Source organism: Sphingomonas sp. BK235 (genome assembly GCF_004345855.1).
GTDB lineage: Bacteria > Pseudomonadota > Alphaproteobacteria > Sphingomonadales > Sphingomonadaceae > Sphingomonas.
Genome location: NZ_SLXN01000004.1, coordinates 48,612 through 69,132, shown reverse-complemented (window position 1 = coordinate 69,132; position 20,521 = coordinate 48,612). Strand labels below are relative to the sequence as shown.

22 protein-coding genes are annotated in these 20,521 nt (G+C 71.4%); 9 read left to right on the top strand and 13 right to left on the bottom strand.

The features are described from left to right. Positions 1-3 precede the first annotated feature (3 nt). Entirely contained in the window at positions 4-444 is a 441-nt protein-coding gene (locus tag EV292_RS22910; protein ID WP_207913417.1) for a hypothetical protein, read from the top strand. A 247-nt stretch (positions 445-691) separates the two neighbouring features. Here EV292_RS22910 and EV292_RS12225 read toward each other — a convergent pair whose 3' ends face one another. The 6 genes from EV292_RS12225 to EV292_RS12200 form a co-directional block, all read right to left on the bottom strand. Further along, the gene (locus EV292_RS12225; RefSeq protein WP_243693746.1) at positions 692-1,381 is read right to left on the bottom strand and encodes a sugar transferase; all 690 of its coding nucleotides are present in this window, start codon (positions 1,379-1,381) and stop codon (positions 692-694) included. Positions 1,382-1,602: 221 nt separating this feature from the next. Next, positions 1,603-2,073 carry a PilZ domain-containing protein gene (locus tag EV292_RS12220; protein ID WP_132909508.1) on the bottom strand — a complete coding sequence of 157 codons (471 nt, stop codon included), beginning with the start codon at positions 2,071-2,073 and terminating at the stop codon, positions 1,603-1,605. 217 nt (positions 2,074-2,290) lie between these two features. Beyond that, the gene (locus tag EV292_RS12215) at positions 2,291-3,043 is read right to left on the bottom strand and encodes a PEPxxWA-CTERM sorting domain-containing protein (RefSeq protein ID WP_132909507.1); all 753 of its coding nucleotides are present in this window, start codon (positions 3,041-3,043) and stop codon (positions 2,291-2,293) included. Between the two features lie 105 nt (positions 3,044-3,148). Further along, a complete protein-coding gene (locus EV292_RS12210) occupies positions 3,149-4,441 on the bottom strand; it encodes a DUF1996 domain-containing protein (RefSeq protein ID WP_132909506.1) in 1,293 nt (430 codons plus the stop codon). 98 nt (positions 4,442-4,539) lie between these two features. Then, positions 4,540-5,922 carry an O-antigen ligase family protein gene (locus EV292_RS12205; RefSeq protein WP_132909505.1) on the bottom strand — a complete coding sequence of 461 codons (1,383 nt, stop codon included), beginning with the start codon at positions 5,920-5,922 and terminating at the stop codon, positions 4,540-4,542. 69 nt (positions 5,923-5,991) lie between these two features. Beyond that, positions 5,992-7,218, bottom strand: a complete 1,227-nt coding sequence (locus tag EV292_RS12200) for a glycosyltransferase (protein ID WP_132909504.1) — start codon at positions 7,216-7,218, stop codon at positions 5,992-5,994. Positions 7,219-7,455: 237 nt separating this feature from the next. Here EV292_RS12200 and EV292_RS12195 point away from each other — a divergent pair, with 237 nt between their 5' ends. Then, positions 7,456-8,547: a glycosyltransferase family 4 protein gene (locus EV292_RS12195; protein ID WP_132909503.1), complete on the top strand. Its 1,092-nt coding sequence runs from the start codon at positions 7,456-7,458 to the stop codon at positions 8,545-8,547. A gap of 300 nt (positions 8,548-8,847) precedes the next feature. Here EV292_RS12195 and EV292_RS12190 read toward each other — a convergent pair whose 3' ends face one another. The 4 genes from EV292_RS12190 to ykgO form a co-directional block, all read right to left on the bottom strand. After that, positions 8,848-9,225 carry a DUF4440 domain-containing protein gene (locus EV292_RS12190; protein ID WP_132909502.1) on the bottom strand — a complete coding sequence of 126 codons (378 nt, stop codon included), beginning with the start codon at positions 9,223-9,225 and terminating at the stop codon, positions 8,848-8,850. 64 nt (positions 9,226-9,289) lie between these two features. Next, entirely contained in the window at positions 9,290-10,201 is a 912-nt protein-coding gene (locus EV292_RS12185; RefSeq protein WP_132909501.1) for an EamA family transporter, read from the bottom strand. 208 nt (positions 10,202-10,409) lie between these two features. Beyond that, positions 10,410-11,063, bottom strand: coding sequence for an HAD family phosphatase (locus EV292_RS12180; RefSeq protein WP_207913416.1), 654 nt, complete (start codon positions 11,061-11,063; stop codon positions 10,410-10,412). 8 nt (positions 11,064-11,071) lie between these two features. Beyond that, the gene (ykgO, locus tag EV292_RS12175) at positions 11,072-11,197 is read right to left on the bottom strand and encodes a type B 50S ribosomal protein L36 (protein WP_003046794.1); all 126 of its coding nucleotides are present in this window, start codon (positions 11,195-11,197) and stop codon (positions 11,072-11,074) included. 349 nt (positions 11,198-11,546) lie between these two features. On the opposite strand from ykgO, the gene EV292_RS12170 reads away from it, so the two are divergent. Both EV292_RS12170 and EV292_RS12165 read left to right on the top strand, forming a co-directional pair. Continuing rightward, positions 11,547-12,146: a DUF4136 domain-containing protein gene (locus EV292_RS12170; RefSeq protein ID WP_132909499.1), complete on the top strand. Its 600-nt coding sequence runs from the start codon at positions 11,547-11,549 to the stop codon at positions 12,144-12,146. Further along, positions 12,143-13,264, top strand: a complete 1,122-nt coding sequence (locus EV292_RS12165; RefSeq protein ID WP_132909498.1) for a M14-type cytosolic carboxypeptidase — start codon at positions 12,143-12,145, stop codon at positions 13,262-13,264. Before EV292_RS12170 ends, EV292_RS12165 begins: the two co-directional genes overlap by 4 nt. A gap of 39 nt (positions 13,265-13,303) precedes the next feature. On the opposite strand, the gene EV292_RS22635 is transcribed toward EV292_RS12165, so the two are convergent. Together EV292_RS22635 and pyk are read right to left on the bottom strand one after the other, a co-directional pair. Then, positions 13,304-13,456: a hypothetical protein gene (locus EV292_RS22635; RefSeq protein ID WP_165927091.1), complete on the bottom strand. Its 153-nt coding sequence runs from the start codon at positions 13,454-13,456 to the stop codon at positions 13,304-13,306. Between the two features lie 116 nt (positions 13,457-13,572). Beyond that, positions 13,573-15,048 (bottom strand): pyruvate kinase, encoded by a 1,476-nt coding sequence (gene pyk, locus EV292_RS12160; protein ID WP_132909497.1) that lies wholly within the window; start codon positions 15,046-15,048, stop codon positions 13,573-13,575. A gap of 60 nt (positions 15,049-15,108) precedes the next feature. On the opposite strand from pyk, the gene EV292_RS12155 reads away from it, so the two are divergent. The 4 genes from EV292_RS12155 to EV292_RS12140 all read left to right on the top strand — a co-directional run bounded on the left by EV292_RS12155 (position 15,109) and on the right by EV292_RS12140 (position 18,197). Then, positions 15,109-15,414 carry a DUF1244 domain-containing protein gene (locus EV292_RS12155; RefSeq protein ID WP_132909496.1) on the top strand — a complete coding sequence of 102 codons (306 nt, stop codon included), beginning with the start codon at positions 15,109-15,111 and terminating at the stop codon, positions 15,412-15,414. Positions 15,415-15,770: 356 nt separating this feature from the next. Continuing rightward, complete coding sequence (locus tag EV292_RS12150) at positions 15,771-17,123, top strand: amidohydrolase family protein (protein ID WP_132909495.1); 1,353 nt, start codon at positions 15,771-15,773, stop codon at positions 17,121-17,123. Positions 17,124-17,303: 180 nt separating this feature from the next. After that, the gene (locus tag EV292_RS12145; protein WP_132909494.1) at positions 17,304-17,570 is read left to right on the top strand and encodes a DUF2312 domain-containing protein; all 267 of its coding nucleotides are present in this window, start codon (positions 17,304-17,306) and stop codon (positions 17,568-17,570) included. 99 nt (positions 17,571-17,669) lie between these two features. Beyond that, positions 17,670-18,197, top strand: coding sequence for a PilZ domain-containing protein (locus tag EV292_RS12140; protein WP_132909493.1), 528 nt, complete (start codon positions 17,670-17,672; stop codon positions 18,195-18,197). A gap of 104 nt (positions 18,198-18,301) precedes the next feature. Here EV292_RS12140 and EV292_RS12135 read toward each other — a convergent pair whose 3' ends face one another. Beyond that, positions 18,302-19,171: a 3-hydroxyacyl-CoA dehydrogenase NAD-binding domain-containing protein gene (locus tag EV292_RS12135; RefSeq protein WP_132909492.1), complete on the bottom strand. Its 870-nt coding sequence runs from the start codon at positions 19,169-19,171 to the stop codon at positions 18,302-18,304. A 322-nt stretch (positions 19,172-19,493) separates the two neighbouring features. Between EV292_RS12135 and EV292_RS12130 the strand changes: the two genes are divergently transcribed. Continuing rightward, the gene (locus EV292_RS12130) at positions 19,494-20,450 is read left to right on the top strand and encodes a DUF1176 domain-containing protein (RefSeq protein ID WP_132909491.1); all 957 of its coding nucleotides are present in this window, start codon (positions 19,494-19,496) and stop codon (positions 20,448-20,450) included. Positions 20,451-20,521 lie beyond the last annotated feature (71 nt).

The following is a 20,521-nucleotide window of genomic DNA, read 5'->3' as shown; positions in this document are numbered from 1 at the left end:
GGCGTGGGCGTCGGGGCCGGCGCGGGCGCGGGCGCGGGTGCCGGGGCGGGCGTCGGAGTCGGCGCGGGCGCCGGCGTCGCACTCGGGGTCGGCGTCGGCGTCGGCGTGGGGCGGGGGGTCGGCGTCGCGGCGGGAGTCGGCGTGGCCGCGGGGGTGGGGGTGACGATCACGATCTCGCCACCCGTGCCGGTCGGCGTCGGGGTCGGCGACGTGGCGGGGCCGGAGCTCGCGGGGGGGACCGCGGCCGGGGTCGGGCTCGTGCTGGGCGCGGGCACCACCACCACCGGCGCGGGCGCCGCGGCGGAGCCGCCACCGCCGCCGCCGCCACCACCGCCGCAGCTCGCCAGCGCCACGCAGGCGCAGGCCGTCAGCAATGAAGTACGTACACGTGCGCTTGCCACGCCTGCCCCGCCCGAGTTCGTTGATCTGGAAGTCGCGCGGTGACCGCGCCGGCAGAGCAATAGGCTCAGGCATTAAAGGTCAGGTTAATGGCGGCGACAGAATGTCCGCTAGGGTCTGATTCCCCCGGTTAAACCGTGTTCCCGCTTCCGCAGGAGCACGCCAACGATGCGCACCAGGTGGATCACACGCCAGGATCCCGCGCCGGGCGGGGCGGGGCTCAGATACGCGAACGGCGCCGCCCACCGGGGGGCGACGCCGCAGGCAACCTCGGTTGTCGCGCTGTCGGGCGTCAGTACGACCCGCGCTGGAACAGCACGCTCGGCACCGTATAGGCCATGATCTTGACGTTCATCGCGCACGAGCGCGCGCGGCTGTAGGTCACGTCATAGGCGACGCGGCGGCGGTACGATACGTCGTTGCGCCCGCCGACCTGCCACAGCCCGGTGATCCCCGGCCGCACCGCGCAATAATGCTCGAAATAGCGGCCGTAGCGCGCGATCTCGCCCACCACGATCGGGCGCGGGCCGACCAGGCTCATCTCGCCGCGCACGACGTTGATCAGCTGAGGCAGCTCGTCGAGGCTGGTCTTGCGCAGGAACTTGCCGATGCCGATCACGCGCGGGTCGTCGCGCAGCTTGTGGTCGCGCTCCCACTCCTCGCGCGCCTCGGCGCTGGTCTCGAGCAGGTGGCGCAGCCGCGCGTCGGCGTCGACCACCATCGAGCGGAACTTGAGGCAGGGGAAGGCGCGGCCGCCGCGGCCGATGCGCTGGTGCGCGAAGATGATCGGGCCGGGATCGAGGATGTAGATCACCGCCGCGACGATCAGCATCAGCGGCGCCAGGATGATCAGCGCGATGACCGCCAGCGTCACGTCGAGCGCGCGGCTCGCCGCGTCGTCGATCCGGCGGAGGTTCGTCGACGCCTCGCGATCCATCGTGCCGGCGGTGGACGCCGGCGCGTTGATGGTTGCTTCAAGCACGGTGATCGCTCCCTAGCCGATACGCTGCACCGCAACATTAGGTTATTCGGCTATTAATGTAACCCTCGGGTTTTTACCGTTCGTCCCGGAAAGGGTGGCGATCATCGCAGCTTGTGCCGAACCGATACGGACCGGTTCATGGTTCGTGCCGCAAGCATCTCGTCAGCAGGGATTTTTCTTACAGCGGGGTCGCCGTGGCAGCGCCGCGACTCACGCGCGGATCACAGCAGCGCGACGACGCCCCAGATGATCCCGCCCCACAGCAGCGCCGCGCCGCCGACGATCACGCCGACGCGCACCGCGCCGGGGTAGCGCTCGATCGCGGGATCGGCGAAGGGCAGCTCGACCGGCTCGGACGAGGTGAGCTGGATCACCGTGTCGGTGCGGAACGCGCCCGTGACGGTGCCCGCGGTGATCGGCGAGAGGAATTCGCAGCCATAGCCGCCGGGCACCTGGCGCACGACGCGCGCGGTGGCGCGGCCATGGCCCGCGAGCCCGATCGTCACCGTGCTGCCCAGCGTCAGCCGCGTGTCGGTGGTGACGCTGAACCCCGTCTCCGAGAGATCTCGGACATAGACGTCGCGCGCCCCGACCCGGTCGCCGCGCAGCGTCGAGGGCTGGTTGACCGGCTGACGCTCCGCGCCGCGGCGATCGTCGTCCGTCTCTGGTAACAGAACTGCCTGCAGCAGCATCGTCGCGCCTCCCGTGTGATGCGTCACGGATACGGGGCGCGACCTACCATCGGGTTAACGCGGGCTTGGTGACGCGACGGTTCGGGCGAGGGCGATAGGGCAGGATCGCCAAAAAAGGGTTAACGCGCAGGAAAGCATAGTCCGCGCGGCGCCGCATGCGCGAAGGGGCCGGACGCGACGGCGCCCGACCCCTCCGGTCACATCGGGATGACGCGGATCAGGCGAGCGCCTGGGTCGCCTCGTCGGTCTTGCGGCGGCGCATCGCCGAGCCGACCAGCGCGAAACCGCCGATCATCATCATCCAGGTCGCGGGCTCGGGCACCGCGCTCTTGACGGTGACCGCGCCGAGCTTGAAGCCGTCGACCTTGCTGTTGTCGAGGTTCTTGGCGGCGACCAGCCACAGGTTCGAGGCCTGGCCGTTGACCGCGCGGGTCTGCTGGACGTTGCTGCCGAGCAGATCCTGCTGACCGCTCAGGATATTGGCGATCGCATTGACCGACTGACCGTCGAAGCCGAGCGACTGGTTCCACGCCTTGCTGATATTGCCCCAGCGCACGCTCGCGTCCGCGTCGGTGCCGAGGTTGTTCACGTTGAACGGCGTGGTGGTGATGCTCGAGAGCTGCACCGCGCTGCTGAACTGGAAGACGATGAAGTCCTGCCCGTTCTGATTGTCGATCGTGTGGGTGCCGTTGGAGCCATTGCCATCGGCAGCATTCAGCACGCCGAGGCCGGCCGAGTAATTGCCGAGCTTCGCCGTCTGGACGGTGGTGTTCGACGAGTTGGTCGACCAGGCGGTGGCGCGAACCTTGATGGTCTGGCCGTCGAGCTGGAAGCTGTAGTCGTTATAGTTGGTCAGCGCGTTGCTGTTCGAGGTGAGATTGAGCAGATACTCGGCCGCCATCGCCGGCGTCGCTGCCACACTCGCCAGCGCCATCCCCGCTGCCGCCACCATCATCGTCATCTGCCGCATGTCGTCCCCCCAGAAACACTGTTCGTCGCATCCATGCCGGGGGGAGGAGAGTCGTTCAAGGTCAACCGTTTCGCCCCTGTGCCACTTTGGCTCAGGGCGCTCGGCTCACTTGGGCAACGGCACGACGTGCGGGGTCGAGGTCCAGGCGAAGGCGTCGAACATCCGCAACTGCTTGCCGTTGCCGAGGTCGCCGCCCGAGCAGTTGAGCAGCTTGTTGATGCAATTGTCCGTCCACATCCGCATCACCTCGTCGTCCCAGGCGCCGAACCAGTCGGCGTGGAAGGTCGAGCCCGGGCGCATCGTCGGCATCCCCGCCATCTCGTCCGAGGCGAGATGCCAGCCGCTGGTGCCGCCGTCCCATTTGCCGCTGCGGTTGAGATCGGCGTCGACCGTGTACCACGCGCCCATCGTGAAGGTGGGGATGATATAGGGGTGGTCGGCGGGGCAGCGCTCCTGCCCGTCCATGCCATAGCTGGTGTAGGCGACGTGCGAGCGATGGTCCGCGCTGTCGAGGTTCTTGCCGTCCCAGCAATTGGGGGCGTTGATGACCGCGCCGAGCTGGTTGCCCACGCCGCAATGCGTCCCCGCGGCGATCAGGTCGGCGTAATGGCCTGATTCGGCGGTTGGCCCCTGGCAATTGTAATAGCCCGCGCCGGTCGGCGGCGTGCCGTTGATCATGTCATAGCCGAACACGAAGCGCAGCCCGCGCGGCAGGTCGACACAGGCCTTGCCGATCGTCGTGCATCGCGGATCGTCGGCGGGCAGGCGCTTGTAATAGATCGAGACATAGTCGGGGCGCACCACGCCGCCCTTGCCGTTGAGCATCGCCGGCATCCAATAGGCCGAGCGGTTGAGCGCGTTGTTGCACGTGCTCTCGCCGCTGGTGCGCAGGCTGCGATAGGTCGAATTGCCGTCGGCGAGCGTGTTGCCGAAGAACTGGTGCAGGTGCGACCGTCCCGGCTGGCCCGGGAAGACGATCGGATCGTCCTTGGCCTCGTGGCTGGGCGTGCAGATGAAGCGGAAGGCGCCGACCACGTCGGGCTTGCCGCTCGCCGCGATCGCGCCCGTGCCCCATGCCGCGACCAGCTGCGCGTTGACGTCGAAATTGCTCGGGATCGAGGGATAGTCGCCCGCGACGGGCAGGCTGCCCGGTGCGACGCTGCCGGTGCCGGCGGCGGGCGTGGTCGCCGCGGGGCTCGGCGTCGGCGTCGGCGTCGGCGCGACAGTGACGGGGGCCGCGGGGGTGGTCGCCGCGGCGCCGGTCGCGGTCGAGGGGCTGCCGCCGCCACCGCCACCGCCGCCGCAGCCGGCGAGCGCCAGCGCGAGCAGCAGCTGCGGCATCATCCGCGCGCCGCGCGTCGACGTCGAGCGCGCGCGCGCGCCCAGCAGCGTCATCATCCGATCTACCTCCGCGTCGTCGCCGCGGACGAAGTCGAGTCCGGCGGCCGTGCGACCGCTCTACGGAGGTGAGGTTAGAGCCGCGTAAACGCAGAGGCTTAAGGGATTTTATCCATCTTCTCAGCGGCCTGATCGCCGCCCTGCACGTCGTCCGTCGCGGCGTCCGCGCGGTCGGCGCCCGCGGTGCGGCGCCGCGCGCGCGGCGTCCAATAGCCCATCTGCGCCGCCATCCCGGCGATCAGACCGACCGCGATCGCGTACATATATTGGGTGATGAACAGCACGAAGATCCATTCATACTTGGAATGGAGACTGACCATCACCAGCGACACCGCCAGCCCGAGCAGCACGTCGCCGCGCGGGTCGCGGCGGAAGCGCCACGCGCAGCGCAGCGCCACCCACACCGGCCACAGCAGCATCAGCACGAACACCGCCAGCCCGGCATAGCCCGTCTCCGCCGCCGCGAGCAGGAAGGCATTGTGGACGTGCGCGCTGCGGCTGCCGAACACCGCCGCCACGCCCGCGCGCTCCGAATAGCCGCCGGTGTTGGCGATCACCGCATAATGGTTGCCGCCGACGCCGAGCGGATGGTCGCGCGCCATCGCCGCGGCGGCGCGCTCGAACGCGGCGCGCTCGTCATAGTCGCCGCTGTCGTCGGTATGCTGGCTGAACCGCGCGCCCAGCGTGACATAGGCCAGCGGCGCCGCGGCGACGAGCGCGAGCACGCCCGCGAGCGCGACCGTGGTCTTGCGCGCGCTCGGCTGCCGCAGCATCGACAGCGCCAGCGTCAGCACCACGCCGATCGCGGAGAAGCCGATCGTCGCGCGCGACGCGGTCAGCACCACCGCCATCAGCCCGCCGATCGGCCCGAGCCACAGCCAGCGCGACTTGCGCGTCGCCAGCAGCATCGCCAGCGACGGGAAGATCACGAAATGGGTGAGCATGCCGAGCAGGTTCTGGTGACCCAGCGTGCCGCCCGACTGGAGCGCGCCCTGCGCGTGCGCCTTGAGCGACATCACCGCCTGGAAGCAGATGCCCAGGATCAGCCCGAGGATCAGCCCGCGCATCGCGCGCGGGTCGCGGCAGACGATCGCCACCGCGGTGATGACCAGCGCGACGCGCAGCAGCTGCCACACGTAGAAGAAGGTCGACATCGGCACGTCATTCTGTGCCATGCTGAGCAGCACCATCACCGCATAGGTCAGCACCGGCCAGCGCAGGTGCGCGCGGCGCTGGCGCGGGGGCGCGGAGAAGATCAGCGCGATCGCGATCACGTCGATCAACGTCACCTCGGTGCCCTTCACGAACCCCGGCCAATAGGCCCAGGAGATCGGCGCGAGCAGCAGGTGCCAGGTGTTGGTGACGAAGGGCAGCACGCCGAACACCGCCATGACGCGCGGCAGCTGGCGCGGGTTGGTGCGCAGCCAGCCGGTGAACACCGGCAGCAGCCCGAGCATCGCGAGCAGGGCGATCCACTTCACGCCGCGCACCCCCGCACTTCGAGGGTCGGGACGCGGGATCGAGTGACGCGGGGGCGAACCATCATGGGCCTATCGGGCGAAGCGGGAGACGAGCGGGGCGACCGCGGTGGCGATGTCGAACTCGCGCTCGACCTTGGCGCGCCCCGCCGCGGCGAGCCGATCGCCCAGCGCGGGATCGTCGCGCAGCCGCGCGATCTGGCGGCGCAGGTCGTCCCAGTCGCCCGGGCGGAACAACAGCCCCTCGGCGCCGTCCTCGATCAGCTCGGGCACGCCCGCGACGCGGCTGCCGATCACCGGCAGCCCCAGCGCCATCCCCTCCATCAGCACGATCGGCAGCCCTTCCATGAAGCTCGGCAGCACCAGCACGTCGTGGCGCGCGATCTCGGCGAGCGTCGCCGCCTCGTCGAGCCGGCCCGCGAAGCGCACGCGATCACCGAGCCCGAGCCGCGCCACCGCCGCGTCGATCGCGTCGCGCAGCGGGCCGTCGCCCACCAGCGTCAGCGTCACGTCGAGCGGCGCGATCGCCTCGAGCAGGCCGAGATGCCCCTTCTCCGCGGACAGCCGCGCGACGCACACCAGCCGGCGCCGCGGCTCGGTCGGGCGCGACACCGGCGCGGCCAGCGCGGGCGCGGCGAGATCCAGCCCGCAGCGCACCACCGCGAACTTGTGCCACTGCGCCGGCGCGGTGACGCGCATCGCCTGCGCGCGCCCGAACCAGGAGACGCAGGCGGCGAAGCGCGCGACCTCCAGCTTGGCGCCGAGCGTCAGCCCGGCGGGATAATCGGTCTCCGAGATGCCGTGGAGCGTCAGGCTCCAGGGCAGCCCCGCCAGCCGCGCGGCGAGCATCCCCACGGTCGCGCCCGCATTGGCGAAATGATTGTGGACATGCGTGATGCCGTCCTCCGCGAACTGACGGGCGAGCACCACCGCCTCGGCGAAATGGAACAGCGCCCACAGCCCCGCGCGCAGCCCCGGCGCGCGGTGGCGCAGCGCCAGCCGCAGCAGCGCCGCATAGGCACCCGGCCGCCGCACCAGCGCGCCGCCGTGCGCCGCCAGCAGCGCGCCCGCCCCGAGCGGCAGCAGGAAGCGCGTCGTCTCCGCCGAGGCGCGATCCTCGGGCGCGACCAGCTCGGCCGCGGCGGGGCGCCGGATGCTGTAGGTGCGCACGTCCACCCCGTGGCGGCGCACGCTCTCCACCTCGCGCCGGATGAAGGTGTGCGACGAGGCCGGATATTGGCTCACCACATAAGCGATGCGCGGGGCGCTGGTGAGCGCGGGGGCGGGGGCGTCGGTCACGCGCGCACGATCGTGTTGACGCGCCGCGACGCTTGCACCACCCCATGGCCGGCGGTGCACCAGCCGAGCCGCGTCGGGATCGATCGGGAAAGCAGCTTCATGCGCGGGCCAGACACCCCAGTAGGACACCGCGCGTCGCGGTCGAATCACCGCGCGCCGGATCGGCTCCGCGGTCTCTAGCAGGCAAAGCCTTAAAATCGAGGCACACGTGACGTCGAGGCACCTGAGGACAAAGTGATGCGGATCCTGTTCGCCCTGCCGGGCTTCCACCTGTTCGAGCGCGGCGCCGAGGTGGCGCTGCTGTCGCTGGCGAGCGAGCTGGCGCGCGGCGGCGACGCGGTGACCGTGATCGGCGCCGGGCAGCCGCGCCCCGACACGCCCTATCGCTTCCGCCACGCCGCGGCGGTGCGGCGCGAACGGCTCGAGCGGATGCCGCGGTTGCCCGCGCTGCGCAGCGAGACCGGGTGGGAGGAGGCGAGCTTCGCGCCCGGGCTGCTGCGCGCCTATCGCCCGCGCGACCATGACGTGACGGTGACCTGCTCCTTCCCGTTCACCAACTGGGTGCTGCGCCGCCCGGTGCTGTTCGGCAAGCGCCCGCCGCACGTCTTCGTCACGCAGAACGGCGACTGGCCCGCGGTGTCGAACGACGCCGAATACCGCACCTTCGGCTGCGACGGGCTGGTGTGCACCAACCCCGATTATCTCGAGCACAACCAGGCGAACTGGCGCTGCGCGCTGATCCCCAACGGGATGGACGCGGACCGCTTCACCCCGGGGCCGAGCGAGCGCGCGCGCTGGGGGCTGCCGGTGCGCGGCACGGTGGTGCTGATGGTCAGCGCGCTGATCGAGACCAAGCGCGTCGCCGACGGGGTGCGCGCGGTGGCGCAGCTGCCCGACGCGCATCTGGTGGTCGCGGGGGACGGCCCCGAGCGCGACGCGGTCGACAGGCTCGCCGCCGAGCTGTTGCCGGGGCGGTTCAAGCGGCTGACGGTGGGCGCGGCGGAGATGCCGCTGCTATACCGCACCGCGGACGCCTTCCTGCACCTGTCGCGCGTGGAATCGTTCGGCAACGTCTATATCGAGGCGCTGGCGTGCGGGGCGCCGGTGGTGGCGCATGACTCGCCGCGGCTGCGCTGGATCGTGGGGGACGATGCGGTGCTGCTCGACACCAGCGATCCCGCGGCGGTGGCGGCGGCGCTGCACCACGCGATCGCGTCGCGCGCGACGCTGGCGCCGCGCGGCCGCGCCCGCGCGCTGCGCTTCGCCTGGCCGCGCGTGGCAGCGCAATATCGCGGCTTCCTCGAAGAGGTGATCGCCGCGACGCGCTGAGATGGCGGCGGGGGAGGGGCGCGCGCCCAAGCAGCGCCGGCCTCGAGCGGGCACGTGGGCTAAGGCGCGGGACGTTCCTCATCATCCGTCATCCCGGACGTGTTCCGGGATCCACCCCACCGCGAGAGCAACGCGCGATGAATGTGCGGGACGGTGGATCCCGGAACAAGTCCGGGATGACGGCAGGGTTTCGCCAAGGTCCGGCGGAATCCCGCGGAAGCCGCGAGGACGAGAGTTCCGCCACCTTCCCGTCAGGGGAAGTAGCGACGGCGCCCCGCCGGCGCCGTACGCCCGCGGCCGTCACCCCGGGTCGAGCTGCGCCTCGGCGACCAGCGGCGGGGTCTGCTGGTGCTGCACCACGGTCCAATGCTCGTGCTCGATCCGCCGGTACGTCGAGGTGCAATGCGCGACATAGGTCTCGCCCCCGGCCTTCGACGCCTCGACCTTATAGGCCGCGACGATCAGCCCTTCCTGCGGGCGGACGATATGCTGCGCGCTGAAGCGCACCGAATCCCAGCGCGGGGTCTGGCCCACCGCCGCCACCGCCGCCTCGCTCTCCAGCACATAGGGCGGTTGCGGCACCACCATCAGCGCCGATTCGTCGATCGACTCGCGATAATGGTCCGCGTCGGCGGTCCACAGGCTCTCCTCGAACGCCCAGACGCGATCGTCTTCCATGCTGTCGGCTCCCGTGCTGCTGCCCCGTCCAAGCGAGGCGCGCGCGGGTTCGTTCCGTCGCGGCTCAGCCCGCCGCGCCGCGCCGCCACGGATAGCCGCTGACCCGAGGCCACAGCAGGTTGAGCGCCAGCCCGCCCATCACCAGCGCGGCGGCGAGCAGCTTCCACCCCGGCAGCGGCTCCCCCAGCAACAGCGCCGAGGTGCCCATGCCGAACACCGGCACCAGCATCGCGCTCGGCGTGATCGTCGCGGCGGGGTGCCGGGCCAGCAGCCAGCCCCAGGCGGCATAGCCGAACAGCGTGTTGCCGGCCGCCTGCCACACCACCGCGGCCCATACGCCCGGCCCGGCGCGCTGCACCGCCGCGAGGATCGGCGCCGCGCCCTCGACCAGCAGCGCGGCGGCGACCAGCGGCGGCACCGCGAAGGCGCTCGACCAGACGACGAAGCCGAGCATGTCGGTGGTGCCGCTCGCCCGGGCGACCTGGTTGCCGCCGGCCCAGCTGATCGCCGCCGCGATCGTCAGCGCGAGGCCCAGCGGGGTGGCGGCACGGTCGTTATGGACGAGGATGGTGAGGATGCCCGCGCTCGCCAGCACCAGCGCGCCGAGCTGATAGCCGCGCACGCGCTCGCCGCTCAGCGCGATGGCGAGGCCGATCGTGAAGAACACCTGGCTCTGCACCACCAGGCTCGCCAGACCGGGCGAGATCCAGCCGTCCATCGCGAGGAACAGCAGCCCGAACTGCCCCGCGCCGATCAACACGCCATAGGCCGCGAGCGAGCGCCATTTCACCTTGGGGCGCGGCACGACCAGCGCGGGCAGGAAGGCGAGCGCGAAGCGACAGGCGGCGAAGGCGAGCGGCGGCAGCACGTCGAGCGCGGCGCGGATCACGACGAAATTGGTGCCCCACACCGCCACCACCGCGAGCGCGAGCAGCAGGTGGCGCGGCGGCACCGCGGCGGGGGTGGACGTGCTCATCTCAGATTCTCGAAAGGTTCGCTTGCTCGCGCGCGAAGGGGCGATCGACGAGCATCGGCCGATGGCGGTTCATGGCCGTCATCCCGGCCTCGAGCCGGGATCCATGCTTCCGCGAGAGTGACGGCTGGCGCGCCTGCGGCACCATGGATCCCGGGTCGAGCCCGGGATGACGGAGAGATTTTCACCGGGCTACCCTGCGAGGCGATGGTCAGTCGGTCGCGACCGGCTCCCGCACCCCGTCCAGCAGGCCGAGCGCGATCAGCTCGGCGCGCAGCGCGTCGGCGCCGGCGAACAGGTGCGAGCGGATGCCGAGTGCGCGCGCGGCGGCGACGTTCGCTTCATTGTCGTCGACGAAGAAGGCCTGATCGGCGGTGAGTCCGAAGCGGCGCAGCGCGAGCCGGAAGATCGCCGGGTCGGGCTTGACCACGCGCTCGTCGCCCGAGACGACGATGTCGCGGAAGCGGTCGAACAGCGCCGTCTCGCGCGCGCGGAACGGCGCGAAGAACTCGCCCGAGAAATTGGTGATCGCGAACAACGGCACGCCCCGCGCGTCGAGCGCTTCGACCAGCGCGGGCATGCCCGCGATCGGCCCGGGGATCTGCTCGCCGAAGCGCGGCCCCCACAGCGCGATCATCGCGGCATGTTCGGGATAGCTGGCGGTCAGCTCCGCGCTGGTCTCGGCGAAAGGCCGGCCGGCGTCGTGCTGGAAATGCCACTCGCGCGTGGCGACCGTGCCCAGGAACGAGTCGAGCGCCCGTTCGTCGTCGAACAGGCGCCCGTACAGCGCGCGCGGGTCCCAGTCGTAGAGAACGTGACCGACGTCGAAGATCACCGACGTCGGGGCGCTGGCCGCCGACGTCACGTCAGGGCTCAGCCCTGGCGCGCCTTGAAGCGGCGGTTGGTCTTGTTGATGACGTAGGTGCGGCCGCGACGACGGATCACGCGATTGTCGCGGTGGCGGTCCTTGAGCGACTTGAGGCTGTTGCGGATCTTCATGGCGGTGGCGCTTCTATCGAGAGAATGAGAAAGCGCGCCGCCTAGAGAGCAGGGGGTGGAAAGTCAACCTGAGTCGGGGGGAGTGGCGGATGGGGGTAGCGGTCGCGCGCCCTTTGTCCCGTTCGCTTCGAGTGGCCGTCGAGCTTGTCGAGACGGCGTATCGAGGAGTGGCCGCAGGTGGCGCGCTCTCGACACGCTCGATCGCTACTCGAGCCGAACGGTTGGGGGGAGAGCCGTGGGCCACCGCATCCTTCTCACCCCGGCGATCCTCGCCCCCTCCGCCCCGCGGAGCTTGCGACGCGCTGCGGCGTTGCTATGGCGCAACGATCGTTTCCGCGAAGGATGTGTCATGCGTCGTGTCGTCCTCGTCCTTCTCGCCGCCGCGCCGCTGGCGGCCTGCGCCACCGGGCCGCAGCGCTTCCCGGTCGAGGCGACGCGCTTCCACTATGACGCGGTGGCCGAGCGCGGCACCGTCAGCGTCGAGCCGCTGCAGGGTGCGGGCTCGCCCAGCCTCGAGTACAAGACCTATGCCGCCGCGGTGGAGGCCGAGCTGTTGCGCAACGGCTTCACCAGCCCCGCGCCCGGTACCACCGCACGCTATATCGCCACGGTCGGCTTCACCCGCACCGACCGCCCGCTGCCGCCGCGCCGCTCGCCGGTGCAGATCGGGCTGGGCGGCGGCGGCTATTCGGGCGGATGGCGCGGCGGCAGCGGGGTCGGCGGCGGGATCAGCTTCCCGCTCGGCGGCGCGCGCGAGCGCACCGGCGTGGTGACCGAGCTGGCGGTGCGGCTGCGCCGCGGCCCCGACGCGATCTGGGAAGGGCAGGCGCAGTCGCTCACCGACACCAGCGCGCCCGACGCCGATGCCAATGCGGTGGCGGCCCGTCTCGCCGCCGCCCTGTTCAAGGATTTCCCCGGCGAGTCCGGGCGCACGGTCGAGGTGAAATGACGCTACAGATCAACGCCGCCTTCGACGGCGGCAACATCCGCCTGGTCGAGCTCAGCGGCGAGGGCGACGACTGGACCTGCGATCTCGAGATCGTGCGCGACCATCAGTCCGATTTCTACCAATGGTTCTACTTCCGTGCCGCCGGGCTGCGCGGCCGGCGGGTGACCTTCCGCATCGTCAATGCCGCGCAATCGGCCTATCCGTTCGGCTGGCCGGGCTATCGCACCCGTGCCTCGACCGATCTGGCGGCGTGGCGGATGATCGACACGCGCTATGACGGCGGCGTGCTCCACTTCGACTGGACCGGCACCGGCGACCTCGCCTGGTTCGCCTATTTCGCGCCCTTCACGATGGAGATGCACGCGCGACTGGTGGCGCGGATCGCGGCGCGACCGGGCGTGACGCACCGCGAGCTGGGCCAGACGCTCGACGGCCAGGCGATCGATTACTTCCGCGTCGGCAGCGGCGCCAAGCAGGTGTGGCTGTACGGCCGCCAGCACCCTGGCGAGTCGATGACCGAATTCTGGATGGAGGGCGCGCTCGACTGGCTCACCAGCGCCGCCGCCGCGCCGCTGCTGGCGGCGGCGACGGTGCATGTCGTGCCCAACATGAACCCCGACGGCACGCGCCGCGGCCATCTGCGCACCAATGCGGCGGGGGTGAATCTCAACCGCGAGTGGCACGCGCCCAGCGCCGAGCGCAGTCCCGAGGTGCTGTGCGTGCTGCGCGAGATGGACCGCACCGGCGTCACCTTCGCGATGGACGTCCACGGCGACGAGGCGATCCCGGCGAACTTCATCGCCGGCTTCGAGGGCATTCCCTCCTGGACCGACGCGCATGGCGCCAAATTCTACGATTTCGGCCGGCGGCTGGCGGCGCACAGCCGCGATTTCCAGACCGAGCTGGGCTATGAGCGCTCGGCGCCGGGCAAGGCCAATCTGTCGATGTCGACCAACCAGCTCGCCGAGCGCTTCGGCGCGGTGTCGGTGACGCTGGAGATGCCGTTCAAGGACCACGACCCCAACCCCGACGCGGCGTTCGGCTGGAGCCCCGAGCGCAGCCGCGCGCTGGGCGTGTCGTGCCTGGAGGTGGTCGCGGAGATGATCGACGGGCTGTGAGGGCGGAGATCCTCCCCGCCCGCGGGGAGGACCTTCAGCCTAGAGCGCCCCGCGGCGGTGCAGCTCGCCTTCCAGCTCGCCGATATAGCGGCGCAGCGATCCCACCGAGATTGGATCGGTCACCATCGCCGCGGTGCGGCGCGCACGCGCCAGCTCGTCGCGCACGCGCGTCGGCGTGGCATCCCGAAACATCCTTGCTTTTCCCCGCCCCGTTTCGCGCGCTTCATGCGTGAGCACGCTGTTATACTATTGGATGAAACTACCGTCGTTGGACGGTCCGCACCGGATCGGCGCGGACCGGCCCGCGATCATTCGCCGCCGGAGCGGTACTCCTTCAACTCGTCGCCGATGATCCGCACGACATGGAGCACGTTGGTCGAGCCGGGCGTACGGAACGGCACGCCCGCCATCACGATCACGCGGTCGCCCGCCTGCGCCAGCCCCTGGCGCAGCGCGATCCGCTTCGCCTTGGCCACCATCTCCTCGAACGATTCGACGTCGCGCGTGACGACATTGTGCGTGCCCCACAACAGCCCGAGCCGCCGCGCGGTCTCGCGATTGGGGGTGAGCACGAGGATCGGCACCGACGGACGCTCGCGCGCGATCCGCCGCGCGGTCGAACCCGAGCTGGTGAAGCAGATGATCGCCGCCGCCGAGACCGTGGCGGCGATGTTCTTCGCCGCTTCGGCCAGCGCGTCCGCGGTGGTGGGATCGGGCCGGGTCACGGTGAAGTGGATGCGATCGCCGTGCATCGGGTCGCGCTCCACCGCGTCGCCGATCGCGTTCATCATCGCGACCGATTCGACCGGCCAGTCGCCCGCCGCGCTCTCGGCCGAGAGCATGATCGCGTCGGCGCCGTCATAGATCGCGGTGGCGACGTCGGAGACCTCGGCGCGCGTCGGCGACGGGCTCTTGATCATCGATTCGAGCATCTGCGTCGCCACCACCACCGGGCGGCCCATGCGCCGCGCGGTCTCGACGATGCGCTTCTGCAAGGGCGGCACCGACTGCGGCGGCAGCTCGACGCCGAGGTCGCCGCGCGCGACCATGACGCCGTCGCACATCTCGACGATCTCCTCGAGCCGCTCGATCGCGGCGGGCTTCTCGATCTTGGCGAGCAGCGCGGCCTGGCCCTGGATCAGCTTGCGCGCCTCGGCGAGGTCCTCGGGGCGCTGGACGAACGAGAGCGCGATCCAGTCGACCCCCTGTTCCAGCGCGAACGACAGGTCGGAACGGTCCTTCTCGGTCAGCGCCGCCATCGGCACCACCACGTCGGGGACGTTGAGGCCCTTGTTGTCGCTCAGCGCGCCGCCGATCTCGACCGTGGTGACGATCCGGTTCTCATCGTGATCGGTGACGCGCAGCACCAATTTGCCGTCGTCGAGCAGCAGCCGCGCGCCCGGCTCGATCGCGGCGAAGATCTCGCGGTGCGGCAGCCGCACGCGCGTCACGTCGCCCGGCGTCGGGTCATGGTCGAGCGTGAAGCTGCTGCCATGCTCCAGCATCACGCGTTCGCCCGCGAACTTGCCGACGCGCAGCTTCGGCCCCTGGAGATCCGCCAGGATCGTCGAGGGCCGGTTGAACGTCTGCTCCAGCGCGCGGATCGATCGGATGATCTCCGCCTTGGAGGCCTGGTCGCCGTGGCTCATGTTGATGCGGAACGCGTCCGCCCCCGCCTGGAACAGCGTGGCGATCATCTCGGGCGTGTCGCTCGCCGGGCCCAGGGTGGCGAGCACGCGGACCTTGCGCGAGCGCGGGGCGATCGTTTCTGGTGTAAGGGTCATGCGCCTTCCTGCTTTGCCGCGGACGCCTTAGCGACTAACGCGCCGGGATCAAATCCGGAGATGCAGATGGATCAGCGCGACCCCCTCGACACGCTCGACGACGCGACCGCCGCGGCGGCGTTCCGCCGGCTCGTCCGCCACCTGCGCCACCGCACCGACGCGCAGAACGTCGACCTGATGGGATTGGCGGGCTTCTGCCGCAACTGCCTGTCAGATTGGGTCAGCGAATCCGGCGGGCTGCCCAAGGACGCCGCGCGCGAGGCAATCTACGGCATGCCCTATGCCGCGTGGAAGGAGCGCCACCAGCAGGAGGCCAGCCCCGAGCAGCTCGCGCGGATGAAGGAGAGCGTCGCGCGCAACGCGTGAGGGTGGGGGAGGGGGGGGCACACCCGACATCTCCCTTGTCGCGCGCACACGTCACCCGACCCGTCATCCCGGGCTTGACCCGGGATCCATGGTGCCGCGCGTGCTGCCGCCGGCGTTGCTCTCGCGGCGGGATGGATCCCGGGTCGAGCCCGGGATGACGAGGGGGAGGACCCGGGTCTCACCTCACCTCACCTCGCCTCACCTCGCCTCACCTCACCTCGCCTCACCTCGCCTCACCTCGCCTCACCTCACCTCACCTCACCTCACCTCACCTCACTTCAGCGCCCCGTCCGCGGGGAAGATCGTGACGCGCGCGCGCCGCCGGTCTAGCCTCGCGCTCCAACGAAAGGGGCAACATGCTGAGAACACTCGCCGTCACACTCGCGCTCGGGCTCTCCACCGCGGGTGCCGCGCAGCAGGCCGCGCCAGCGTCCGCCCCTTCTCCCGCGCCCGCCGCTTCTGCCGCGTCCGCGGCGCCCGCGCTGATCTACGTCCACGCCGGCCAGCTGCTCGACCGCCCCGGCGCGCCGCCGCGCGGCGCCACCACCGTGATCGTCCGCGACGGCATGGTCGCCGAGCTGCGCGACGGCTTCGTCGCGCCCCCGCCGGGCGCGCGGCTGGTCGACCTGTCGCAGCGGTTCGTGTTGCCGGGGCTGATCGATCTCCACGTCCACCTCTGGGGCATCGGGGGCGACCCGCTGCGCGAGCGGTTGACCCGGCTCAACACCGATTCGGCCGACGATCTGATGACCGCGGTGACCAACGCGCGCCGCACGCTGGAGGCGGGCTTCACCACGGTGCGCGACCTCGGCGGCGACCCGCGCGGCATCCGCGCGCTGCGTGACGCGGTGGAGCGCGGCGACGTCGCGGGGCCGACGATCGTCAACGCGGGATCGATGATCTCGGTGACCGGCGGGCACGGCGACGGCGGCAACGGACTGGCGGAGGAATGGGCCGACGCGGTCCACGCGCACCAGATCAACGTCTGCGACGGCCCCGACGATTGCCGCCGCGCGGTGCGCGCGCAGGTCGGGTTGGGCGCGCAGGTGATCAAGTTCGCCGCGACCGGGGGCGTGCTGTCGAACGTCGCGGGTGGCCTCGGGCGCGCGATGACCCCCGAGGAGATGCGCGCGATCGTCGAGACCGCGCACGCGCTCGGCCGCAAGGCGACCGCGCACAGCCATGCCGCGGACGGCACCAGGGCCGCGCTGGAGGCGGGGGTCGATTCGATCGAGCACGGCAGCTATCTCGACGACGAGGCGATCCGGCTGTTCAAGGCGCGCGGCGCCTATCTGGTGCCGACCGAGATCGCGCCGCTCGCCGCGCTGGCGCAGGCGCGCGCGGGTGCGCTGCCCCCCGCCGCCATCCCCAAGGCCGAGGCGGCCGCGGCGGCGCTCCACGCCAGCCACAGGAAGGCCTGGGCGGCGGGGGTCAAGTTCGCCTTCGGCACCGACAGCGGCGTGTCGCGCCACGGCGACAACGCCACCGAATTCGCGCATCTGGTCGATCTGGGCATGACCCCGGCACAGGCGATCCGCAGCGCCACGGTGGCCGCGGCCGAGCTGCTCGGGCGCGACGACCTCGGGGTGATCGCGCCGGGCAAGCGCGCCGACCTGATCGCGGTCGCGGGCTCGCCGCTGGCGGACGTGCGGCGGCTCGAGAAGGTCGCGTTCGTGATGCATCGCGGGGTGGTGGCCAAGGCGGAGTGAGTGGGGACGGCGTGGCCGCCGCGCCGCCGGCTCACTGCGTCCTCACCGCCACACTTGAGCCGGCGCGCGCGCGCGGATAGACGCGCCCCCTCACCCGATCAGGGTCGAACCTCGCCGTCCGCCGCAGTGCGATTCGCCTGCGCCCGCGGGCGGCGTCATCTTTTCGAGGAATATAGCGACATGGCGGAAGAGCGTGGCGAAGGCATGGGCGGCGGCGCGGTCGCGGCGGACGAGCTGCGGCTGCTGATCGAGCGCGCCGAGCGCCTGGAGGAAGAGAAGAAGGGCATCGCCGACGACATCAAGGACGTCTTCGCCGAGGCCAAGAGCCGCGGTTACGACGCCAAGGCGATCCGCCAGATCATGAAGATCCGCAAGCAGAAGCGCGAGGAATATCAGGAGGAGCAGTCGATCCTCGAGGTCTATATGCAGGCGCTCGGGATGCTCTGATCGCCGAAGTGGGTCACGATCGCTGTCACGTTAACGCCTTCTTCGCGACGTGGGTGGCATAGCCGCCGGCGAGTTCAGCGATGAGGGAATGCGACGACGGTGCTCGCGGCGCTACAATCTGGCTTTCGCCCGCGCGAGGAGCGGATCACGGTCCTGATCCCGTCGCGGATGCGGCTGGGGGCGAAGTGGGTCGATGTCGTGATCCACAACGTCTCCTCGCGCGGGCTGATGGGCGGCTGCGACGAGCCGCCCACCACGGGCAGCTATGTCGAGATTCGCCGTGGCACGATCGTGATCGTCGGTCGGGTGCAATGGGCCAAGGGGCGCTTCTTCGGCGTCAAGTCGCAGGACCGGCTGTCGGTGAAGGCGCTGGTCGACGAGCCGCGGCTCGCCAGCCGCCCGCCGCAGAAGACCGACGACGCGGGCGAGCGCCGCGCCGAGCGCCGGCTGACGCAGGAGGCGCAGCTCGCGCGCAAGGTGGAGCGCTCGCGCGCCTTCGCCTCGGCGTTCCAGTTCCTGATGATCGCGGCGGCGGGGATCACGCTGGCGGTGATCGCGGCACAGGGCGTGTACGGCGTGCTGTCGCGCCCCGCCGACGCGATCAACGCCGCGCTCGCGGGCAAATGACCCGGGGGTGACCGGCGCCGCGTGCGTGACCGGGGGCGGCTGAACGGTCCGGCGCGCGGTCGCGGCGACGGTGCCGCGACGGTCTCGTCCCGCGCGCGGCCCGCTCAGCGCGTCGGCACCGGCGTCTCACCCGAATAATCGTAGAAGCCGCGCCTGGTCTTCCGACCATACCAGCCCGCCTCGACATATTTCACCAGCAGCGGGGCGGGGCGGAACTTGGGATCGCCGGTGCCCTCGAACAGCACGCGCGTGATCTCCAGACAGGTGTCCAGCCCGATGAAATCGGCCAGCGTCAGCGGGCCCATCGGATGATTGAGCCCGAGCTGGCAGGCCGCGTCGATGTCGGGGATGGTCGCGACGCTTTCGCCCAGCGCGAACACCGCCTCGTTGATGTACGGCATCAGCACGCGATTGACGATGAAGCCGGGCGCGTCATTGGCATGGACCACGCGCTTGCCCAGCCGCGCGGCGAAGCGCTCGATCGCGGCGACGGTGGCGTCGGCGGTGGCGAGTCCGCGGATCACCTCGATCAGCCCCATCACGGGGACGGGATTGAAGAAATGCACGCCGATGAAGCGCGCCGGGTCGGGCGCCGCCTGCGCCAGCCGGGTGATCGGGATCGAGGAGGTGTTGGTCGCCAGGATCGCCTCGTCGCCGAGCAGCGTGCCCACCCCCGCGAAGATCGCGCGCTTGATCTCCTCGCGCTCGGTCGCGGCCTCGATCACCAGCGCGCAGTCCGCCATCGCGTCATAGCCCGCGACCGGCTCGATCCGCGCGAGCGTCGCGTCGCGTGTGGCGGCCTCGATCTTCTCCTTGGCGACGTCGCGGTCGAGCCGCTTGGCGATGCCGTCGCGTCCCGCCGCGGCGCGCGCCTGGTCGACGTCGGCGAGCAGCACCTGCGCCCCCGCCGCCGCGGCGACCTGCGCGATCCCCGCTCCCATCTGCCCCGCGCCGATCACGCCGATCCTGTCCATGTCCGTCTCCTGTGGCGCGTGGCGCGCTGTCCTCGGCGACGATGGCCCGGCCGCCGTCACGCTCATGGCAGCGCTCTAGCGGGACGGGGCGGGGAGGTGAAGCGAGCCGGCGCGTCCGGCCGCGATCGTCCGGCGTCCGGACCGGCGCGGAAGGCCCGGGCGGCGCCCGCCCCGGCGTCGCCCGGCGAGGCCGATCGCTCGCCTCCCACCCCGCGACATGCGGGATCGCTGACGAAAATTCACAATCATTATCAACGGTTTGTTAACCGATCGGCGCTCTAATCCCGGCGCCCCGCGCCCGTCGCGGGATCGGAGGTGTTGGATGGCGTCTCTCCTCACGGCCTTGCTGCTGTCGGCAGCGCCGGCCGCGCTCGCCACGCACGGCGACTGGATCATCGGCTGCGACAACCAGCGCGCCTGTCATGCGCTCGCGCGCGGCAGCGGCGGCGCGGAGCCGCGGCTGCGGCTGGTGCTGCGTCGCGACGGCGCGGCCGAGGCGGCGGCGCGGCTCGACGTGTCGCTGCCGCTCAGCGTCGCGGCGGGGAGCCGGGTGACGCTCGCGGTCGACGGCCGCGCGATCGCCCAACTGATCGCGCCCGGCGCGGGCGGCGGGCTGGCGCTGCCGTTCGAGGGCAAGATCGCCGCGGCGCTGCTGCGCGGGCGGCGCGTGACGCTGGTCGCGTCACACCGCCGCGTGCTCGCGGGCGCGTCGCTGAGCGGGCTGGGCGCGACGGTGCGCGCGTTCGACGCGGCGCAGTGGCGCGAGGGCAGCGCCACTGCGCTCGCCACCCCCGCCCGCGGTGCGCGCGCCGCCGCCGTCGCGCCGATCCCGCCGGTCCCCGCGCTGCCGGTGGTCGACCAGCCCGAGGTGACCGGCGCGAAGCCGCGCCGCTTCACCGCCAAGGACGCGCGCAAGCTGTTGGGGCGCGACGCCGCCGATTGCGTCGCGCCGCAGACGTGGCGACTCGACGCGGCCTATACGCTGCTGGCGCTTGAGCCGGGCTGCGCCGCGGCGCGCGGGCTCGCCGCATTGTACCTGCTCCCCGCCAAGGGCAGGCCGGTCGCCGCGACGATCGATCTCGCCACGGTCGCGGGGGCGCCGGGCTGGGACCCGGCGCGGCGCCGGCTGGTGAGCGCGGCGGGGCCGCTGCGGCAGGAATATGCGTGGGACGGCGCGCGCTTCCGCCTGGTGCTGGAGCAGCACGACGCCGCGCTGCCCGACGCCATGGGGGACGAGGATACGATCACGACCTGGCGCGCGACCGTGGCGGTACACTGAGCGACGGCGGCGGCCTGTCGCTCGACTCTGATCCCGCCGCGCCTACCCGTGCGCCCGCGCACGCGGAAGCT

Bases quoted from the DNA above. Each gene is read 5' to 3' on its own strand.
- EV292_RS12220 (WP_132909508.1), bottom strand. From the start codon at position 2,073: ATGCTGCTGCAGGCAGTTCTGTTACCAGAGACGGACGACGATCGCCGC.
- EV292_RS12215 (WP_132909507.1), bottom strand. From the start codon at position 3,043: ATGCGGCAGATGACGATGATGGTGGCGGCAGCGGGGATGGCGCTGGCG.
- EV292_RS12195 (WP_132909503.1), top strand. From the start codon at position 7,456: ATGCGGATCCTGTTCGCCCTGCCGGGCTTCCACCTGTTCGAGCGCGGC.
- EV292_RS12135 (WP_132909492.1), bottom strand. From the start codon at position 19,171: ATGGACAGGATCGGCGTGATCGGCGCGGGGCAGATGGGAGCGGGGATC.
- EV292_RS12150 (WP_132909495.1), top strand. From the start codon at position 15,771: ATGCTGAGAACACTCGCCGTCACACTCGCGCTCGGGCTCTCCACCGCG.
- EV292_RS12170 (WP_132909499.1), top strand. From the start codon at position 11,547: ATGCGTCGTGTCGTCCTCGTCCTTCTCGCCGCCGCGCCGCTGGCGGCC.
- EV292_RS12165 (WP_132909498.1), top strand. From the start codon at position 12,143: ATGACGCTACAGATCAACGCCGCCTTCGACGGCGGCAACATCCGCCTG.
- EV292_RS22635 (WP_165927091.1), bottom strand. From the start codon at position 13,456: ATGTTTCGGGATGCCACGCCGACGCGCGTGCGCGACGAGCTGGCGCGT.
- EV292_RS12155 (WP_132909496.1), top strand. From the start codon at position 15,109: ATGCAGATGGATCAGCGCGACCCCCTCGACACGCTCGACGACGCGACC.
- EV292_RS12130 (WP_132909491.1), top strand. From the start codon at position 19,494: ATGGCGTCTCTCCTCACGGCCTTGCTGCTGTCGGCAGCGCCGGCCGCG.
- EV292_RS12190 (WP_132909502.1), bottom strand. From the start codon at position 9,225: ATGGAAGACGATCGCGTCTGGGCGTTCGAGGAGAGCCTGTGGACCGCC.
- pyk (WP_132909497.1), bottom strand. From the start codon at position 15,048: ATGACCCTTACACCAGAAACGATCGCCCCGCGCTCGCGCAAGGTCCGC.
- EV292_RS12210 (WP_132909506.1), bottom strand. From the start codon at position 4,441: ATGATGACGCTGCTGGGCGCGCGCGCGCGCTCGACGTCGACGCGCGGC.
- EV292_RS12185 (WP_132909501.1), bottom strand. From the start codon at position 10,201: ATGAGCACGTCCACCCCCGCCGCGGTGCCGCCGCGCCACCTGCTGCTC.
- EV292_RS12145 (WP_132909494.1), top strand. From the start codon at position 17,304: ATGGCGGAAGAGCGTGGCGAAGGCATGGGCGGCGGCGCGGTCGCGGCG.
- ykgO (WP_003046794.1), bottom strand. From the start codon at position 11,197: ATGAAGATCCGCAACAGCCTCAAGTCGCTCAAGGACCGCCACCGCGAC.